The following is a 16540-nucleotide window of genomic DNA, read 5'->3' on the forward strand; positions in this document are numbered from 1 at the left end:
CGCGATTTAGGGCGCCTCGGGCAGCACCGCGTCAAAGGCCGGCAGCAGCCGCGCCAGGGTGCTGTCCACGTCCTTGAGCTTGTCGAGCCCGAAAAGCCCGATGCGGAAGCTGCGAAAGCCTTCGCCCTCGCCGACCTGCAGGGGCACGCCGGCGGCGATCTGATAGCCCTCGGCCAGGAACTTCCTGCCGGTCGAGATCTCGGGGTCGTCGGTATAGCAGACCACCACGCCCGGCGCCGCAAAGCCATCGGCCGCGACCGAGCGCAGCCCGCGCCGCGCCAGGTCGGCGCGCACCGCGTCGCCCAGCCGCCATTGCGCCTCGCGCGCCGCTTCGAAGCCCAGGGCCCGGGTCTCGGCCATGGCGTCGCGCAAGCCGATCAGCGCATCGGTCGGCATGGTGGCATGATAGGCATGGCCGCCGTCCTCATAGGCCTTCATGATCGCGCGCCATTTCTTCAGGTCCAGCGCGAAGCTGTCGCTGGTCGTCTGATCCAGTCGTTCCAGCGCCCGGGCCGAGAACATCACCATCCCGGCCGAGGGCGAGGCCGACCAGCCCTTCTGCGGGGCCGAGATCAGCACGTCGACGCCGGTCGCGGCCATGTCGACCCAGATCGCGCCCGAGGCGATGCAGTCCAGCACCATGATCGCGCCCACCTCATGCGCGGCATCGGCCAGCGCCTTGATATAATCGTCGGGCAGGATCATCCCCGCCGCCGTCTCGACATGCGGGGCGAAGATCGCCTCGGGGCGGGTCTCGCGGATCCGGGCCACCACCTCCTCGATGGGCGCGGGGGCGAAGGGGGCGCGCGGCTCGTTCCCGGCCGGGCGGGCCATCATCACCGTAGTCTCGCGCGCGAAGCCGCCGGCCTCGAAGATCTGGCTCCAGCGGAAGCTGAAGAAGCCGTTGCGGATGATCAGCGCATAGGCATCGCGGCCGAACTGCCGCGCCACCGATTCCATCGCGCAGGTGCCGCCGCCGGGGACCAGCGCCACCGCTTCGGCGCGATAAACCTCGCGCAGGTTGGCCGAAATCTCGCGCATGGCGGCTTGGAACCGCTGCGACATGTGGTTGAGCGAGCGGTCGGTAAAGACGACCGAGAATTCCTGAAGCCCCTCGGGGTCCACGTCTGGGCGAAGTCCGGGCATGGTCTGTCCTTCATTGCTGATCTGCGGGTCCGACCCTAGCGCGGGGCGCGCGCCCGGGCCAGCCCCGCCATAAGTCGCAGCCTCTTGCCCGCGGCGGGCGGCGCGACTAGCTTTGCACCTGGACAATCAACAGGCCAATCATGCGCATCGGCATCCTGAAATGCGGCCAGTCGCCCGAGGTCATTCGCGGCGAGCTGGGCGATTACGACACCCTGTTCGAGCGGCTGCTCGCGGGGCGCGGCTTCGAATTCACCAGCTATCACGTCGAGGCGATGGCGGTCCCCGCCTCGGTCCATGACGCCGAGGGCTGGCTGCTGACCGGCTCGCGCCACGGCGTCTATGAAGATCACGCCTTCATCCCGCCGCTCGAGGATTTCATCCGCCGCGCCTATGCCGAGCATGTGCCGATGGTCGGCATCTGCTTCGGCCACCAGATCATCGCCCAGGCGTTGGGCGGCAAGGTCGCCAAGCACCCCGGCGGCTGGGCCATCGGCCCGCAGGACTATGATTTCGGAGGCGAACTGGTGACCATGAACGCCTGGCACCAGGACCAGGTGCAGAAACGGCCGCCGGGTGCAACGGTGCTGGCCGGCAATGATTTCTGCGAGAATGCCGTGCTGGCCTATGACGACCGCGCCCTGACCGTGCAGGCGCATCCCGAATTCGGCGACGATTTCATCCACGGGCTTCTGGACCACCGCGCCAGGGGCGTGGTGCCCGAGCCGGTGCAGGACGCCGCGCGGGCGCGCATGGGCGGACCGTTGCATTCCGCCGGCATTGCCGACCGCATCGAGCATTTCCTGAAGCAGCCCCGCGCCAGCATGGCCGAAGCCCGCCGAGGTGTCGCATGAGATCGCACTGGATCGACGAGACCCCGCAGGCCGCGCAGGATTATGTCGCCGGCCGCCGGCTGGACGAGGTCGAATGCATCGTCGCCGACATCGCCGGCGTGGCGCGCGGCAAGGCCATGCCGGCCTCGAAATTCGCGCATCAGGAACGGTTCTACCTGCCGAACTCGATCTTTTTGCAGACCATCACCGGGGATTGGGCTGACAACCCTTCGGGCGCCTTCACCGAGCCCGACATGATCCTGATCCCGGATTTCTCGACCGCGACGGCGGCGCCCTGGACGGCGGACGTGACCTTGCAGGTGATCCACGACGTCTCGGACCAGTCCGGCCGGCCGGTGCCCATCGCGCCGCGCAATGTGCTGAAGCGCGTGGTCGAGCTCTACCGCGCTAAGGGCTGGCGGCCGATCGTCGCGCCCGAGATGGAGTTCTTCCTGACCGCGCGCAACATCGACCCGAACCAGCCGATCATGCCGCCCATGGGCCGCTCGGGCCGGCGGGCGGCGGCGAAACAGGCCTATTCCATGTCGGCGGTGGACGAATACGGCAAGGTCATCGACGACATCTACGACTTCGCCGAGGCGCAGGGCTTCGAGATCGACGGCATCCTGCAAGAGGGCGGCGCCGGCCAGGTCGAGATCAACCTGAACCACGGCGACCCGGTGCACCTGGCCGACCAGATCTTCTATTTCAAGCGGCTGATCCGCGAGGCGGCGCTGCGCCACGACTGTTTCGCCACCTTCATGGCCAAGCCCATCGAGGGCGAGCCGGGCAGCGCCATGCATATCCACCATTCGGTGGTCGGGCTGGCGGATGGCCGCAACATCTTTTCCGACGCGCAGGGCCGCGAGACGCCGGCCTTCCTGCATTTCATCGCCGGGATGCAGAAGCACCTGCCGGCGGCGGTGGCGCTGCTGGCGCCCTATGTCAACAGCTATCGCCGCTATGTTCCTGATTTCGCGGCACCGATCAACCTGGAATGGGGCCGCGACAACCGCACCACCGGGCTGCGCGTGCCGATTTCCGGCCCCGAGGCGCGGCGGCTGGAAAACCGCCTGGCGGGGATGGATTGCAACCCCTATCTGGGTCTCGCCGCCAGCCTTGCCTGCGGCTACCTGGGGCTGTGCGAGCAGGAGAATCCGCGCGCCGAATGCCTGGGCGACGCCTATATGTCCGAGGACGAGCTGCCCTATAACCTGGGCGATGCGCTGGACCTGATGGCCGAGAGCGCGCCGATGCGCGAGGTGCTGGGCTCCGAGTTCGTCGCGGTCTACCAAGCGGTGAAGCGCAACGAATACAAGGAGTTCCTGCAAGTCATCAGCCCGTGGGAGCGTGAGCATCTGCTGCTGAACGTGTGAGATCGGCGCGGGTCGGTCCCGGCCGCGCGCGTCGCATGGGTATTTGTGGAGCAAAGAAACGCCGGCATGAACCTGCTGTTTTCCAACGACCGGCTGGGGGAATATCCGCCGAGCCTTTACGCCGCGACGCGCGCGCCGCTGCCGGCCTTCCCGCAGCAGCGCGGCGAGGCGCGGGCCGATGTCGTCGTGGTCGGCGCGGGCTACACCGGGCTGTCGGCGGCGCTGCATCTGGCCGAGGCGGGCTTCTCGGTCATGGTGCTGGAGGCGCATCGGGTCGGCTTCGGCGCCTCGGGGCGCAATGGCGGGCAGCTGGGCTCGGGGCAGCGGCTGGAGGTCGATGAGCTGGAGCGGCTGGCCGGTGTTCCGGCCGCGCATCGGCTGTGGGACATGGCCGAGGAGGCCAAGGCGCTGACCCGCGACCTGGCCGCGCGCTCGGGCGTGCCGGTCGCCGACGGTATCGCCCATGCCTTTCGCAAGCCCGGCGAGTTCGAGCATGCTCGCGGCATGATCGAGAAGCTGGCGCGCGATTATGGCTACGCGCGCATCGAGGCGCTGGACCGGGAGGCGTTCCGGGCGCTGGTGCCCTCGGAGGCCTATATCGCCGGAGAGCTCGACCATGGCGCCGGGCATCTCGATCCGCTGGCCCTGGCGCTTGGCATGGCGCGGCTGGCCGATGCGGCGGGGGCGCAGATCCGCGAACTGAGCCATGTCCATCACATCCGCCACGGCCGGGCGGGCGAGAAGAGCATCGTGCAGACCGGCAAGGGCCGGGTCATCTGCGACCATGTCATCCTGGCCGCGAACGGCTATCTGGGCCATCTGGACATGGCCGTCGCCGCGCGGGTGATGCCGATCAACAATTTCATCGTCGCGACCGAGCCCTTGGGCGCGCGGGCAGCCGAGGTGCTGACCCGGCCCATCGGCGTGCATGACACGAAATTCGTGGTGAACTACTGGCGGCTTGATCCCGAGGGTCGGCTGATCTTTGGCGGTGGCGAGAATGTCAGCTATCGCTTTCCGAAGGACATCGCCGCCAAGGTGCGAAAGCCGCTGCTGGAAATCTATCCCGGGCTGGCCGACGTGACGCTGACCCATGCCTGGGGCGGTACGCTGGCGATCACCATGAACCGGATGCCCTGTTTTGCCCGGCCGGCGCCGAACTGCCTGTCGGCCAGCGGCTATTCCGGGCACGGGCTGGCGCTGGCGACGCTGGCCGGCAAGCTGATGGCGCAGGCGGTGGCGGGTCAGGCGCAGGGTTTCGACACCATGGCCGCCCTGCCCTCACGCCCCTTTCCCGGGGGTGGCGCCCTGCGCTGGCCGCTGCTGGTCGCCGGCATGGGCTGGTATTCCCTGCGCGACCGGCTGGGTTTTTGAGGGCTGCGCCTTTGCGGAGAGCTCCGCGGCGCGGCGGGCCTTGGCGCGGGCGATGCGCTCGGCCATCTGCTTTTCGCGGTGGCGGTGATAGGCCTTGATGACCGGCACCGTCAGGTAATGGATGGCGATGCAGATCGGCAGGCCCTCGATCACGCCGCCGACCATATAGGGCGTGAAGATCTGCTCGTTGAATTGCAGGAGCTGGTCCCAATGCGCGACGCGATCCGTCACCGGCGCCAGCAGGTTGTTCCACAGCTCGCTGCCGGCGCGGGTGAATTCCTCGAAGATCAGGTGCGGGGTGAACTTGCCCTCGACCCCCAGGATCCAGCGGCCGAGCCCGGTCGCGGTCAGCGCCACGAAGGGCGTGGTCAGCGGGTTGCCGACGAAGGTGCCCAAAAGCGCCGCCAGGATATTGCCGCGGATGATCCAGGCGATCAGCGCCGCACCCATCAGGTGGAAGCCGAAGAAGGGCGTGAACGAGACGAAGATGCCCGCCGCCCAGCCCCGCGCCACGCGATGCGGCCGGTCGGGCAGCCGCCGCAGCCGGTGCAGCACGTATTTCGACGCCCGTTTCCAGCCCGAGCGGGGATAGAACATCTCGGTCCACATCTGAGCGTAGCTCAGCGGTTTCCTGCGCTTGAACATGACCGCGCCCTCAGGCCAGATGCGCCGAGGGGTCGCGGATGCGCGAGACCTGGGCCACGTCGCTTTCCGCCTCGAGCGCGGTCAGCAGCGCGTGCAGATGCTCGCGGCCGCGCAGCTCGACCTCGACCCGCAGGCGATAGAAATCCGGCTTGCGGTCGATGAATTCCAGGTCCGAGATATTGGCGCCCTGGGCGCCGATCAGCGTGCAGATCCGGCCCAGCACGCCCGCGTCGTGGCGGATGGTCAGCGACAGCATGGTCGAATAGGCGGCCGGGTGCTGCCCCTCGCGCCAATGCAGGTCGACCCAGCGGTCCGGGCTGTCCTCGAATTCGGCCAGCACCGGGCAGTCGATGGCATGGATCACCACGCCCTTGCCGCGATAGGTGATGCCGACGATGCGCTCGCCCGGCAGCGGGTTGCAGCAGGGCGCGCGGGTGAATTCCTGGTCGGCCTCGAGCCCGGCGACGGCGCGGCGGGCGTCGATCTCGCTGCGGGCCGAGGCGAGCTCGGGGTAAAGCGTCGAGAGCACGTCATGGGCCGAGATCTCGGCGCTGCCGATCCGGGCCAGCAGTTCGTCGGTATCGGGCAGCGCCATGGTGCGCGCGGCGGTGCGCAGCGCCTTGTCGCTGACCTTGCGGCCGACATGCTCGAAGGCCACCCGCACCAGTTCCGAGCCGAGGCGGATGAAGCGCGTCCGGTCCTCTTGCCGCAGGCTGCGGCGGATCGCGGCCTTGGCGCGGCCGGTCACCACGATGTCGAGCCAGGTCGCCTGCGGGCGCTGGCCCGAGGCGGCGATGATCTCGACCGACTGGCCGTTCTTCAGCCGCGTCCACAGCGGCACGCGGATGCCGTCCACCTTGGCGCCGACGCAGGAATTGCCCAGCCGCGTGTGGATGGCATAGGCGAAATCCAGCGGCGTCGCCCCTTTCGGCAGCGGGATCACGTCGCCCTTGGGCGAGAAGCAGAACACCTGGTCGGAATACATCTCGAGCTTCACATGCTCGAGGAATTCGTCGTGGTCCTCTTCGCCGAAACGCTCGGTCAGGCTGGCGATCCATTCGCCCGGATCGACGGCAAAGGGGTTCTCGGTGCGGGCGCCGTCGCGATAGGCCCAATGCGCCGCCACGCCGGATTCCGCGACCTCGTGCATCTGGCGGGTGCGGATCTGCACCTCGACCCGCTTGCCGTCGCGGCCCGAGACCGTGGTGTGGATCGAGCGATAACCGTTGGCCTTGGGCTGGCTGATGTAATCCTTGAACCGCCCCGGTACGGCACGCCAGCGATGGTGGATCACGCCCAGCGTGCGATAGCAGTCGGGCTCGGTCCGGGTGATGATGCGAAAGCCGTAGATGTCCGACAGGCGCGAGAAGGAAAGCTGCTTTTCCTGCATCTTGCGCCAGATGCTGAACGGGCGCTTGGCGCGGCCATAGACATCGGCCTCGATCCCCTCGCGCTCCAGCTCGGCACGGATGTCGGCGGTGATCTTGGGGATCACGTCGCCGGATTCGCGTTGCAGGCTGACGAAGCGGCGGATGATCGAATTGCGCGCCTCGGGGTTGATGACCTTGAAGGCGAGGTCTTCCAGCTCTTCGCGCATCCATTGCATGCCCATCCGGCCGGCCAGCGGCGCGAAGATGTCCATGGTCTCGCGCGCCTTCTGCTGCTGCTTGTCGGGGCGCATGGACTTGATGGTGCGCATATTGTGCAGCCGGTCGGCCAGCTTGACCAGGATCACGCGAAGATCGCGCGACATCGCCATGAAAAGCTTGCGGAAATTCTCGGCCTGCTTGCTATGCGCGCCGCTGAGCTGCAGATTGGTCAGCTTGGTGACGCCATCGACCAGGTCGGCGATCTCGCGGCCGAACATCTGCGCCACCTCGGTCCAGGTCGAGCGCGTGTCCTCGATCGTGTCGTGCAGAAGCGCGGTGACGATGGTGGCATCGTCCAGCCGCATCTCGGTCAGGATGGCGGCGACGGCGACGGGATGGGTGAAATAGGCCTCGCCCGAGTGGCGGAACTGGCCCTCGTGCATGCGACGCCCGTATTCATAGGCGTCGCGGATCAACTCGGCATTGGTGCGCGGGTTGTAGTTGCGAATGAGCGCGATCAGGTCTTCGACGTCGATCATGTTCAGCCGAAGACCTTATGCTCAGTTCCTGCCTTGCGCGTCCAGCATCATGCGCAGCATGCGCTCCTCGGACTCTTCGTCGGCGGGTTTCGGGCGGTCGATCTCGGCGCCCAGCAGCAGCGCCATCGCATCCTCTTCCGGCTCGTCGACCTCGATCTGGGTCTGGCTGGATTCGATCATGCGTTCGCGCAGCTCATCGACGGGCTGGGTCTCGTCGGCGATCTCGCGCAGCGAGACCACGGGATTCTTGTCATTGTCGCGGTCGACGGTCAGCGGGCTGCCCGCGGCGATTTCACGCGCACGATGGGCGGCCAGCATCACCAGGTCAAAGCGGTTCGGAACCTTGTCGACGCAATCTTCGACTGTCACGCGGGCCATCGGTCACCTTATCAGCTGGAATCGGGGTGCAGGGCGAAGCCGGATAAATGGCGTCGCACCCCGGAAATGTCAAGCGGTCAGCGGCTTCATACCCGCCAGCGCACCCGCTGGCAAGGCCGCCAGCATCTGCGCCACCGTCAGCCCCAGGCGCGGATGGCGCCAGTCCGGCGCGATCTCGGCCAGCGGCGCCAGCACGAAGCCGCGGTCCTGCATCCGGGGATGCGGCAGGATCAATTCGGGCGGCGCATGCCGCGGCTGTTCCTCGGACGGCAGGCCGCGCCAATGATCCTGGGTCGCGGCATCGGGCAGCACCAGCCCGTCCAGCGCCAGCAGGTCCAGGTCCAGGCCGCGCGCCTGCCAACGCGCGCCTTCGCGGGTGCGGCCGAATTCTGCCTCAATTTCGTGCAATATCCCCAGAAGCCGGGCCGGCGGCAGGTCACAGGTGAACGAAACCGCTCCGTTCACGTAATCGGGACCGGAACCGGCCGGAAAAGCCGGGGTGATCCAGAAACGGCTGATTGCACATGGCTGGACCTGGGGTATTTTCAGCAGCTTATCCAGCGCGAATCGGATTGTTTCCGCCGGGACACCTGCCGAACTAGGCAGGTTTGCACCCAGCGCCACCAAGGCTAGTTTCGCGTTCTGGTTTGGGTTTCGGGACATCTTGGGGGAATCGTGTTTTACAAGGATGATCGGCTGGCGTTGTTCATCGACGGGTCGAACCTTTACGCCGCGGCAAAATCGCTGGGCTTCGACATCGACTACAAGCTGCTGCGGCAGGAATTCGAGCGGCGCGGCAAGCTGATCCGCGCCTATTACTACACGGCCCTGCTGGAAAACGAGGATTATTCACCGATCCGCCCGCTGGTCGACTGGCTGCATTACAACGGCTATTCCATGGTGACGAAGCCTGCCCGCGAATACACCGATGCGCTTGGCCGCCGCAAGGTCAAGGGCAACATGGACGTGGAGCTGGTGATCAACGCCATGGAACTGGCGCCGCGGCTGGACCATGCGGTGCTGTTTTCCGGCGACGGCGACTTCCGCCCGCTGGTCGAGGCGTTGCAGCGCCAGGGCGTGCGGGTCTCGGTGGTCTCGACCATGCGCTCGCAGCCGCCGATGATCGCGGACGAGCTGCGCCGCCAAGCCGACAATTTCATCGAGCTGGACGCGCTGCGCGACATCATCGGCCGGCCGCCGCGCGAGGCCGCACCGGCGCAGGACGCCTGAGCCCGGACACCTGGGATCGGGCGTGCCTAGCGCTCGGTCAGCTTCAGTTCGATGCGGCGGTTCTGGGCCCGGGCCTCGGGCGTGTCGCCCTGGGCCACCGGCCGCGTATCGGCAAAGCCCGCCGGCAGCAGCCGGTCGGCCGGAAAGACCAGATCGTCCACCATGTAGCGCACCACGGCCAGCGCCCGCGCCTGGCTGAGTTCCCGGTTGTCGCGATAGCGCCCCTGGCCCGACAGGGGCTGGCTGTCGGTATGGCCGTCCACGCGGATGATCCAGTCGATCTCGGGCGGGATCTCGGCCGAGATCTGCTTCAGAAGATCGCTGACCCGGGCGATCTGCGCCCGTCCCTCGGGCGAGAGCGTCGCCTCGCCGGCCGGGAACAGCACCTCGGAGGAAAAGGCGAAGCGGTCGCCGACGACGCGCACGCCCTCGCGGCCCTCCAGGATCTGCGACAGCCGGCCGAAGAATTCCGAGCGATAGCGCGCCAGGTCCTTGGCCTCGGCCTCGGCCTTGCTGCGGGCCTCCGCCTCCAGCGCGCGGCGCTTCTTCTCCTCCTCGGCGGCGCGCAGCAGCGCCAGGTTCAGCTGCTGGCCCAGGTCCTCGACCTTCAGATCGGCGGCCTTGCGCTCCTCGCCGGCCGCATCCAGCACCGCGCGCAGGCTGCCGAGCTGGTCGTTCAGTTGCAGGACCTGCTGATTCAGCAGCGCCAGCCGGCGCTGATCCTCGGTCGAAAGCGCCTCTTGCTCCGAGAGCTTCTGCTGCGCCACGGCCAGCAGCGCGGCCTGCTTCTCGGCCTCGGTCGCCCGGGCCTGCGCCTGGTCGCCCAGATCCTTCTTCGCGGCCTCGGCGGCGGCGAGCAGGGTCAGCGTCTCCTCGGCCTGCTTGCGGGCGGCTTCCAGTTCCATCGTCATGGAGGTCAGCTCGGCATCGGATTGCGCGAGCTTGTCCTGCAAGGCCTTGGCCGCCTCGGCATCGGCGGTGCGAGCGGCCTGTGTCCGGGTCAGTTCCTGCGCCGCATCGGCATTGCGGCGGCGCAGGTCGGCCACCAGCGCCTCCAGCGCCTCGCGCCGGGCGGCGGCCAGCCGCGCCGCCTCGGTCTGCTCGTCGATCCTGCCCTGCGCCTCGGCCAGCTGGCCGCGCGTGGCGCCCAGGTCGCGGTCCAGCCCCTCGGCCCGGCTTTGCGAGGTCGAGAGCGCCGCCGTCAGCTGCGCCAGCTGCGCGCCCAGCTGATCCAGCTCGCTGTCCTGGGTGGTGATCTGGTCGCGCAGCACCGATTGCACCAAGAGGAAGATGGTCAGCACGAACATCATGACCATCAGCAGCGCGGTCATGGCATCGACGAATCCCGGCCAGATCGTGGCCGAGAACCGGTTGCCGCCGCCCCGGCTAAGCCCCATCGCCACGCTCCAGGTTGCGGATGGCGCGGGTCAGCGCCGCCATGTCCTCGCGCAGTTCCGAGATCAGCCCGTCGCGGCCACTGGCGGCCTCCTCGACCAGCCGCCCCAGCTGCACGTCGATCGAGCGCAGCCGCATCCGCGCCTCGGGGTCGTCGCCCGCGGGCGCGCGGGCAGGCGCCTGTTCCAGGATGCGGTCCTGCCCCTCGGCCAGCCGTTCCAGCGCCCGGATCAGCAGGCCGTTGTCGGGCGCCGGGCGTTCGGACAGGGCGGCAAGGCGCGTCAGCGTCTCGGCCAGCGCCGGATCGCGTGCCGGCATCTCGGCCAGCGCCGCCAGCCGGTCCTGGCCCGCCGCCAGCCGCTCCAGCGCCTGCGGCAGCGCGTCAAAGGCAGGCTGGCCGGCCAGCAGACGCGCCTGCCCCTCGGCCAGCCGGTCCAGTGCAGCCAGCAGCCCGGGATCCTGGCGCGGCGCGGCGGCAAGCCCCGCCAGCCCCTGCTCGACCCCGGACAGCGCACGCGCCGTCGCCTCGCGCTCGGCGGCAAGGGTTGCGCCCAAGCGGTCGCGATCCTCGCCCAGAAGCCCCGCCAGCTGCTCGACGCCCTGCGCCAAGGCCAGCGCGCGCTGGTCGGCGGCCGCGGCCTCCTGGTCGCGCAATTCGTCGCGCTGCGCATAGAATTCCTGCAAGCCGGCCAGCTGCGCCTCGACCCGTTCGGCGAAATCGACCAGCGCCGCCTCGCCCAAGCCATGCCCCTCGCCGCCCAGGCCGACGCGGGTAAAGCCCGACATCCATTCTTCCAGCTCGCGATAGAAGCGGTTCTGGCCATGGGTGACGAACAGTTCCAGCAAGCCGACGACCAGCGAGCCGGCCAGGCCCAGGAGCGAGCTGGAAAAGGCCGTGGCCATGCCGCCCAGCTGCGATTCGAGCCCGGTCATCAGCTTGTTGAAGACCTCGATCCCGGTCTCGCCATCCTTGGGCGCTAGCGCCCGGATGGTGTCCACCACCGCCGGCACCGTGGTCGCGAGGCCATAGAACGTGCCCAGAAGGCCCAGGAAGATCAGCAGGTTGGCGAGGTAGCGCGTGATGTCGCGCGCCTCGTCGATCCGCGTCGCGACCGATTCCAGGATCGAGCGCGACGATTCGGTCGAGATCACGCCGCCGACCGGCCCGCGCTGGCCCAAGAGCGCCGAAAGCGGCGCCAGCAGGCGCGGCGCCTGGTCGGCATCGGCGGGCTCGGCCGTGCTGACGCCGCGACCGGCGGCATTGCGGCGCCGGGCGGCGAATCGCTCGATCCAGCTGACCGACTTCACCAGCTCGGCCACCTGCCAGAAGCAGCCCAGCACCCCCATCACGAAGACGGCCAGGATCAGCCCGTTCAGCGCCTCGTTCGAGGAAAAGATGCGCAGGATGCGACCATAGGCGAACCAGGCCCCGGCCACGACCAGCGCCAGCGCGATCAGCATGAGCACGATCTGGCGCACGGGTTGCGAGAATTGCGGCTGGCTCGGGCCGGTCAGCCCCGGCTCGCCCCGGCGCGTGGCCGCAAGGCGGGCGGCGCGGGTCTTGCGGCCTTCGGCGGCAGTTTGCGGCGGCGGATCGGCATCGGACGGGGACAAGCGGCAACTCCATTCCCTGCTTCGTGGGCGACTGTAGTGGCCGGATCGCCCGCTGCCAAGCGATGCGGCGGGGCGCCGCCGGTCAATCCGGCTTTGGTCGCACCAGCAGCCGGACGCGGCGCGCCAGCTCGTCCATCTCCAGGTCCTCGACGCCCATCTCGGCCAGGTGCATGGCGGTGTTGAACAGATAGTCGGCGTTCGGACCGCGGCCGCCATGGGCGCGGGCGATGATCTCGGCCTGCTGGGCCATGTCCAGATGCGCCCAATACTGGTCGTGGTCGCGGCGGATGACATAGGCGACGGCCTCGACCCGGCGCCCGTCGGCCAGCAGCAGCGGCAGCTGCAACTCGGCATAGGCCTCGGTGGTCAGCTCGCGCTCGCGCAGCCCGGCCAGCGTGTTCGGCCAGTCGGCATCCTCCACCCGCAGCGCCAGCCCCACGCAATGCGCCTGCGCGTCGATGTCCAGCCCCAGGACCAGCCCCGGCGCCTCGACCGTGCCGCGATAGACCACCGAGCGCAGGCAGAAGCGGCGGGCAAAGCCCTCGACCCGCGCCTGCACCGTTTCGGCCACCGCAAAGCCGGGATCCCACATCAGCGAGCCATAGGCAAAGACCCAATGCTCTGGCCGCTCACCCATTCCTGACCCCACCCCGCTTTGCTTTCGCTTGCGAAAAACTTAGGACAGCATGGCCGCCGATCCAAGACGGCTCGACCGAGACGAGGAAACCCATGCGCCGATTGCTTCTGTGGCTGACCGTGCTTGCCCTGGCTCTGGGCGGCTTGTGGCTGGGGGCCGAAGGCTTGCTGACCCGAGAGCTGCGCCGAATCGCGGCCGAGACCCCGGGGGTCGGGATCGGCACCCTGCACGAGCTGCGCCGGCCCGGCCGCATCGGCGTCTCGGCCGTCGCCGTCGAGCTGGAGACGCCCTCGGGCCGGCTGGCGCTGCCGCAGGCCCAGGCCTGGGTCGGCCCGCTGCACCCGACCGAGCTGCGGCTGGACCTGCCGCCGCAAGCGATGCTGGACGCTGGCACCGGGCCCATGGCGCTGGGTCTGGCCGATGCCGAGGCCGGCCTTGGCGTGCGCCCGCTGGCCGGCGCCGAATTCCGCAGCGTCTTCGTCCGCTCCGGCCCGCTGACGCTGCAGGGCGCGCCGCTGGCGCAGGGCTTTGAGGCCCGGGCCCGGCTGGCCGACGACGGCGGCTATGACGTCGCGCTGTCGCTGCACGACCTTGCGCCCGAGGCGCTGTCGAACCCCCTGCCCCTGCCCGGCACGCTGAGCCTTAAGGCGACCGGCCGGCTGTGGCTCGACCGACCGCCCTCGCCGCAGACGCTCACGCCCGAGACCATGCCGCTGCCCACCGGGCTGCGGCTCGACGGGTCAAAGCTGCGGCTGGGCAAGCTCGGCGCCCGCATCCTGGGCGAGGTCCGTGCCGATGCCCAGGGCCGGGCGCAGGGGCTGCTCGCGGTCTATACGCCCGACGCGCGGCCGATGCTGGACGCGGCGGCGTCGGCCGGGCTGATCCCGCAGAAGGTGGTGATGCTGGCCGGCGCCATGCTGAAGAACATCTCGGAACTGCCGCTGCCCGAGGGCGCGGATTTCCCGGCCCCGGCTGCGGGTGAATTGCGCCTGCCGCTGGTCCTGGCCGGCGGCAAGGTCAGCCTTGGCCCGGTCACGCTGGGCCCGGCACCGCTGTTCCCGCGCCGCTAGGCGTCCTTGGCGGGCGTCTGGCTGCGGCCGAAGTCGGGCGCCGCGGTGTCCTGCCCGGCCTCGATGATGCCGCGCCGGATCGCCCGGGTGCGGGTGAAATAGTCGTGCAGATGCGCGCCGTCGCCCATGCGGATGGCGCGCTGCAGGACGAACAGCTCCTCGGTGAAGCGCCCGAGGATGTCCAGCACCGCGTCCTTGTTCTGCAGGAACACGTCGCGCCACATCGTCGGGTCCGAGGCCGCGATCCGGGTGAAATCCCGAAAGCCGGCGGCGGAATACTTGATGATCTCGCTTTCCGTCACCCGCTTCAGGTGATCGGCGACACCGACCATGGTATAGGCGATCAGGTGCGGCGTGTGGCTGGTGACGGCCAGCACCAGGTCGTGATGCGCCGCATCCATCTCTTCGACATTGGCGCCCATGGCCCGGACCAGCCCAGCGAGCCGCGCCACCGCCTCGGGGTCGCTGCCCTCGACCGGGGTCAGCAGCCACCAGCGGTTGCGAAACAGGCTGGCAAAGCCCGAGCGCGGCCCGGAGTGCTCGGTGCCGGCCAGCGGGTGGCCGGGCACGAAATGCACGCCCGCGGGGATATGCGGCGCCACCGCCTCGACCACGGCGCGCTTGACCGAGCCCACGTCGGTCACCGTCGCGCCGGGCTTGAGGAAGGGCGCGATCTCGGCCGCGACCGCGCCCATGGCGCCGACCGGCACCGCCAGCACGATCAGGTCGGCGCCCTCGGCGGCTTCGGCCGCGGTCTCGACCACGCGGTCCACCAGCCCGATCTCGCGCGCCGTGGCCCGGGTCTCGGGGCTGCGGGCATAGCCGACGATCTCGCCGGCCAGCCCGCCCTCGCGCATGGCCAGCGACATGGAACCGGCAATCAGCCCCAGCCCGATCAGGGCGACGCGGTCATAGACCCGACCCATCAGCGCCGCTCCGCCCGTTCGGCCATGAACTGGCCGATGACATGGGCGACGCGCCGGCACGAGGCCTCGTCGCCCACGGTGATGCGCAGGCAGTTCGGCAGGCCATAGCCGCCGACCCGGCGCACGATCAGCCCCTGGGCCTTCAGATAGTCGTCGCAGGCCTCGGCCACGGCCTGGTCCTCGAACCGCGCCAGGATGAAATTGGCGCAGGACGTGTCCGAGGGCACGCCCTTCTCGGCCAGGGCCTCGGCCAGCCAGGCGCGCATGCGGGCGTTCTCGGCCTGGCAGCGGGCGATATGCTCGCGGTCGCGCACGGCGGCCTCGGCAGCATCGAGCGCGGCCGAGGACAGGTTGAACGGCCCCCGGATGCGGTTCAGCACGTCGATGATCTCGCGCGATCCGTAACCCCAGCCGATGCGCAAGCCGCCAAGGCCATAGATCTTGGAAAAGGTCCGGGTCATGAACACGTTCGGCAACCGGGTCGCAAGCTCGGCCCCGCCGTCGTAATCCTCGACATATTCGGCATAGGCGGCATCAACCACGACGATGGCCTGCGGCAGGGCACGGGCCAGCCGCTCGATCTCGGGCAGGCCGACCATGGTGCCGGTGGGGTTGTTCGGATTGGCCAGGAACACCAGCCGCGTGTGCGCGCTCGCCCCGGCGATCAGCGCGTCGATATCGGTGACCCGGTCGCGCTCGCGCACGGCGACCGGCGTCGCCCCCGCGGCATGGGCGCTGATGCGATACATCAGAAAGCCGTGCTCGGTGAACAGCACCTCGGTCTCCGGCCCGGCATAGGCCTGGCACAGAAAATGGATGATCTCGTCGGAACCGACGCCGCAGATGATGCGCTCGGGGTCCAGCCCATGCACCTCGCCGATGGCGGCGCGCAGGCTGGCATGATCGGTATTCGGATAGCGATGCAGGGCATGCGCCGCCCGCACCACGGCCTCGCGCGCCTTTTCGGACGGCCCGAACGGGTTCTCGTTCGAGGACAGTTTCACCACGTTCTCGACCCCGGCCACCTTGGCGGCCCCGCCCTGGTAGAGCGCGATCTCCATGATCCCGGGTTGCGGAGCGATGACGGTCTGGTTCTGCGACATGACGGGCCTCTTGCAAGCCCGGCCCTCTTACCGCCCGGCGCCCGCCTTGGAAAGGCTCGACCACCGGCAGGCTTCTTTGCTCTGCAAATACCCATGCGACGGCGCGGCCGGGAAACCCCCGCGCGCGTTTTCACCGTTTTCCAAATACTCCGGCAAGGGTGCCTATTGTCCCGCCAGCGCCTTTTCCAGTTCCGGCAGGAAACGCGCGGTGTAATCCTCGCGCACCAGCGGCCCGGCATGGCGATAAAGGATGCGGCCGGCGCCATCGACGATGAAGGTCTCGGGCGGTGCGGTCACGCCCCAGTCGATCGCCACCCGGCCGCGCGGATCGGCCGCCAGGGCATGAAACGGATCGCCGTGTTCGGACAGAAAGCCCGAGGCCGCGGCCTCGGGGTCCTTCAGGTCGACGCCATAGACCGGCAGGCGCTTGGAAAGCTCGGTCAGGGTCGGGTGCTCGGCCCGGCAGGGCGGGCACCAGCTGGCCCAGAAATTCACCAGCTTCACGCCCGGCTGGCGCAGCATCGCATCGGTCAGCTGCACCTTGCCGGGCAGCGTCTGGTCCCCCACCGCCGGCGCCTCGCGCCCGACGAAGGCCGAGGGCACCGCCTCGGGGTCGGGCCGCATCAGCGCCCAGCCGGCCAGGCCGGCGAAACCCAGGAACACCGCCACCGGCAGCACCATCAGGGGC

At 69.1% G+C, this 16540-nt stretch carries 16 protein-coding genes; 5 read left to right on the forward strand and 11 right to left on the reverse strand.

Annotated features, from left to right (window positions below; genetic code table 11):
- Nucleotides 1-6 precede the first annotated feature (6 nt).
- Entirely contained in the window at nt 7-1146 is a 1140-nt protein-coding gene (locus ASV56_RS03840; protein WP_062560852.1) for an aminotransferase class V-fold PLP-dependent enzyme, read from the reverse strand.
- Nucleotides 1147-1286: 140 nt separating this feature from the next.
- Here ASV56_RS03840 and ASV56_RS03845 point away from each other — a divergent pair, with 140 nt between their 5' ends.
- From ASV56_RS03845 to ASV56_RS03855, 3 genes are all read left to right on the forward strand, one after another.
- Nucleotides 1287-1997 (forward strand): type 1 glutamine amidotransferase, encoded by a 711-nt coding sequence (locus tag ASV56_RS03845; RefSeq protein WP_062560853.1) that lies wholly within the window; start codon nt 1287-1289, stop codon nt 1995-1997.
- Nucleotides 1994-3352 carry a glutamine synthetase family protein gene (locus tag ASV56_RS03850; protein WP_062560854.1) on the forward strand — a complete coding sequence of 453 codons (1359 nt, stop codon included), beginning with the start codon at nt 1994-1996 and terminating at the stop codon, nt 3350-3352. The genes ASV56_RS03845 and ASV56_RS03850 overlap by 4 nt, the downstream gene beginning before the upstream one ends.
- 66 nt (nt 3353-3418) lie before the next feature.
- Nucleotides 3419-4726 carry an NAD(P)/FAD-dependent oxidoreductase gene (locus ASV56_RS03855; protein ID WP_062560855.1) on the forward strand — a complete coding sequence of 436 codons (1308 nt, stop codon included), beginning with the start codon at nt 3419-3421 and terminating at the stop codon, nt 4724-4726.
- Here ASV56_RS03855 and ASV56_RS03860 read toward each other — a convergent pair.
- From ASV56_RS03860 to folK, 4 genes are all read right to left on the reverse strand, one after another.
- Nucleotides 4634-5371 carry a DUF2062 domain-containing protein gene (locus ASV56_RS03860; protein ID WP_253879863.1) on the reverse strand — a complete coding sequence of 246 codons (738 nt, stop codon included), beginning with the start codon at nt 5369-5371 and terminating at the stop codon, nt 4634-4636. The genes ASV56_RS03855 and ASV56_RS03860 overlap by 93 nt on opposite strands.
- Before the next feature lie 10 nt (nt 5372-5381).
- A complete protein-coding gene (locus tag ASV56_RS03865) occupies nt 5382-7499 on the reverse strand; it encodes a RelA/SpoT family protein (protein ID WP_062560857.1) in 2118 nt (705 codons plus the stop codon).
- A 21-nt stretch (nt 7500-7520) separates the two neighbouring features.
- On the reverse strand, nt 7521-7877 hold the full coding sequence (rpoZ, locus tag ASV56_RS03870) for a DNA-directed RNA polymerase subunit omega (RefSeq protein ID WP_018000477.1): 357 nt from the start codon (nt 7875-7877) through the stop codon (nt 7521-7523).
- Nucleotides 7878-7946: 69 nt separating this feature from the next.
- The gene (folK, locus tag ASV56_RS03875; protein WP_082724725.1) at nt 7947-8540 is read right to left on the reverse strand and encodes a 2-amino-4-hydroxy-6-hydroxymethyldihydropteridine diphosphokinase; all 594 of its coding nucleotides are present in this window, start codon (nt 8538-8540) and stop codon (nt 7947-7949) included.
- Between the two features lie 12 nt (nt 8541-8552).
- On the opposite strand from folK, the gene ASV56_RS03880 reads away from it, so the two are divergent.
- On the forward strand, nt 8553-9107 hold the full coding sequence (locus tag ASV56_RS03880) for a LabA-like NYN domain-containing protein (protein WP_018000475.1): 555 nt from the start codon (nt 8553-8555) through the stop codon (nt 9105-9107).
- A gap of 26 nt (nt 9108-9133) precedes the next feature.
- On the opposite strand, the gene ASV56_RS03885 is transcribed toward ASV56_RS03880, so the two are convergent.
- From ASV56_RS03885 to ASV56_RS03895, 3 genes are all read right to left on the reverse strand, one after another.
- Nucleotides 9134-10504 carry a peptidoglycan -binding protein gene (locus ASV56_RS03885; protein WP_062562227.1) on the reverse strand — a complete coding sequence of 457 codons (1371 nt, stop codon included), beginning with the start codon at nt 10502-10504 and terminating at the stop codon, nt 9134-9136.
- Entirely contained in the window at nt 10494-11963 is a 1470-nt protein-coding gene (locus ASV56_RS03890) for a hypothetical protein (protein ID WP_437435916.1), read from the reverse strand. Before ASV56_RS03890 ends, ASV56_RS03885 begins: the two co-directional genes overlap by 11 nt.
- Before the next feature lie 235 nt (nt 11964-12198).
- On the reverse strand, nt 12199-12753 hold the full coding sequence (locus ASV56_RS03895; RefSeq protein WP_062560860.1) for a gamma-glutamylcyclotransferase: 555 nt from the start codon (nt 12751-12753) through the stop codon (nt 12199-12201).
- A 92-nt stretch (nt 12754-12845) separates the two neighbouring features.
- On the opposite strand from ASV56_RS03895, the gene ASV56_RS03900 reads away from it, so the two are divergent.
- The gene (locus tag ASV56_RS03900; RefSeq protein ID WP_062560861.1) at nt 12846-13823 is read left to right on the forward strand and encodes a DUF2125 domain-containing protein; all 978 of its coding nucleotides are present in this window, start codon (nt 12846-12848) and stop codon (nt 13821-13823) included.
- Here ASV56_RS03900 and ASV56_RS03905 read toward each other — a convergent pair.
- The 3 genes from ASV56_RS03905 to ASV56_RS03915 all read right to left on the reverse strand — a co-directional run bounded on the left by ASV56_RS03905 (nt 13820) and on the right by ASV56_RS03915 (nt 16533).
- Entirely contained in the window at nt 13820-14749 is a 930-nt protein-coding gene (locus ASV56_RS03905) for a prephenate/arogenate dehydrogenase family protein (protein WP_062560862.1), read from the reverse strand. The genes ASV56_RS03900 and ASV56_RS03905 overlap by 4 nt on opposite strands.
- Nucleotides 14749-15852, reverse strand: coding sequence for a histidinol-phosphate transaminase (gene hisC / locus ASV56_RS03910; RefSeq protein WP_062560863.1), 1104 nt, complete (start codon nt 15850-15852; stop codon nt 14749-14751). Before hisC ends, ASV56_RS03905 begins: the two co-directional genes overlap by 1 nt.
- A gap of 162 nt (nt 15853-16014) precedes the next feature.
- Nucleotides 16015-16533 (reverse strand): DsbE family thiol:disulfide interchange protein, encoded by a 519-nt coding sequence (locus ASV56_RS03915; protein ID WP_062562228.1) that lies wholly within the window; start codon nt 16531-16533, stop codon nt 16015-16017.
- Between the last annotated feature and the right edge of the window lie 7 nt (nt 16534-16540).

This window comes from Paracoccus aminovorans (genome assembly GCF_001546115.1).
GTDB lineage: Bacteria > Pseudomonadota > Alphaproteobacteria > Rhodobacterales > Rhodobacteraceae > Paracoccus > Paracoccus aminovorans_B.

Coding starts and splice junctions, on each gene's coding strand:
- ASV56_RS03840 (WP_062560852.1), bottom strand. CDS start 1,146: ATGCCCGGACTTCGCCCAGACGTGGACCCCGAGGGGCTTCAGGAATTC.
- ASV56_RS03845 (WP_062560853.1), top strand. CDS start 1,287: ATGCGCATCGGCATCCTGAAATGCGGCCAGTCGCCCGAGGTCATTCGC.
- ASV56_RS03850 (WP_062560854.1), top strand. CDS start 1,994: ATGAGATCGCACTGGATCGACGAGACCCCGCAGGCCGCGCAGGATTAT.
- ASV56_RS03855 (WP_062560855.1), top strand. CDS start 3,419: ATGAACCTGCTGTTTTCCAACGACCGGCTGGGGGAATATCCGCCGAGC.
- ASV56_RS03860 (WP_253879863.1), bottom strand. CDS start 5,371: ATGTTCAAGCGCAGGAAACCGCTGAGCTACGCTCAGATGTGGACCGAG.
- ASV56_RS03865 (WP_062560857.1), bottom strand. CDS start 7,499: ATGATCGACGTCGAAGACCTGATCGCGCTCATTCGCAACTACAACCCG.
- rpoZ (WP_018000477.1), bottom strand. CDS start 7,877: ATGGCCCGCGTGACAGTCGAAGATTGCGTCGACAAGGTTCCGAACCGC.
- folK (WP_082724725.1), bottom strand. CDS start 8,540: ATGTCCCGAAACCCAAACCAGAACGCGAAACTAGCCTTGGTGGCGCTG.
- ASV56_RS03885 (WP_062562227.1), bottom strand. CDS start 10,504: ATGGGGCTTAGCCGGGGCGGCGGCAACCGGTTCTCGGCCACGATCTGG.
- ASV56_RS03890 (WP_437435916.1), bottom strand. CDS start 11,963: ATGCTGATCGCGCTGGCGCTGGTCGTGGCCGGGGCCTGGTTCGCCTAT.
- ASV56_RS03895 (WP_062560860.1), bottom strand. CDS start 12,753: ATGGGTGAGCGGCCAGAGCATTGGGTCTTTGCCTATGGCTCGCTGATG.
- ASV56_RS03900 (WP_062560861.1), top strand. CDS start 12,846: ATGCGCCGATTGCTTCTGTGGCTGACCGTGCTTGCCCTGGCTCTGGGC.
- ASV56_RS03905 (WP_062560862.1), bottom strand. CDS start 14,749: ATGGGTCGGGTCTATGACCGCGTCGCCCTGATCGGGCTGGGGCTGATT.
- hisC (WP_062560863.1), bottom strand. CDS start 15,852: ATGTCGCAGAACCAGACCGTCATCGCTCCGCAACCCGGGATCATGGAG.
- ASV56_RS03915 (WP_062562228.1), bottom strand. CDS start 16,533: ATGGTGCTGCCGGTGGCGGTGTTCCTGGGTTTCGCCGGCCTGGCCGGC.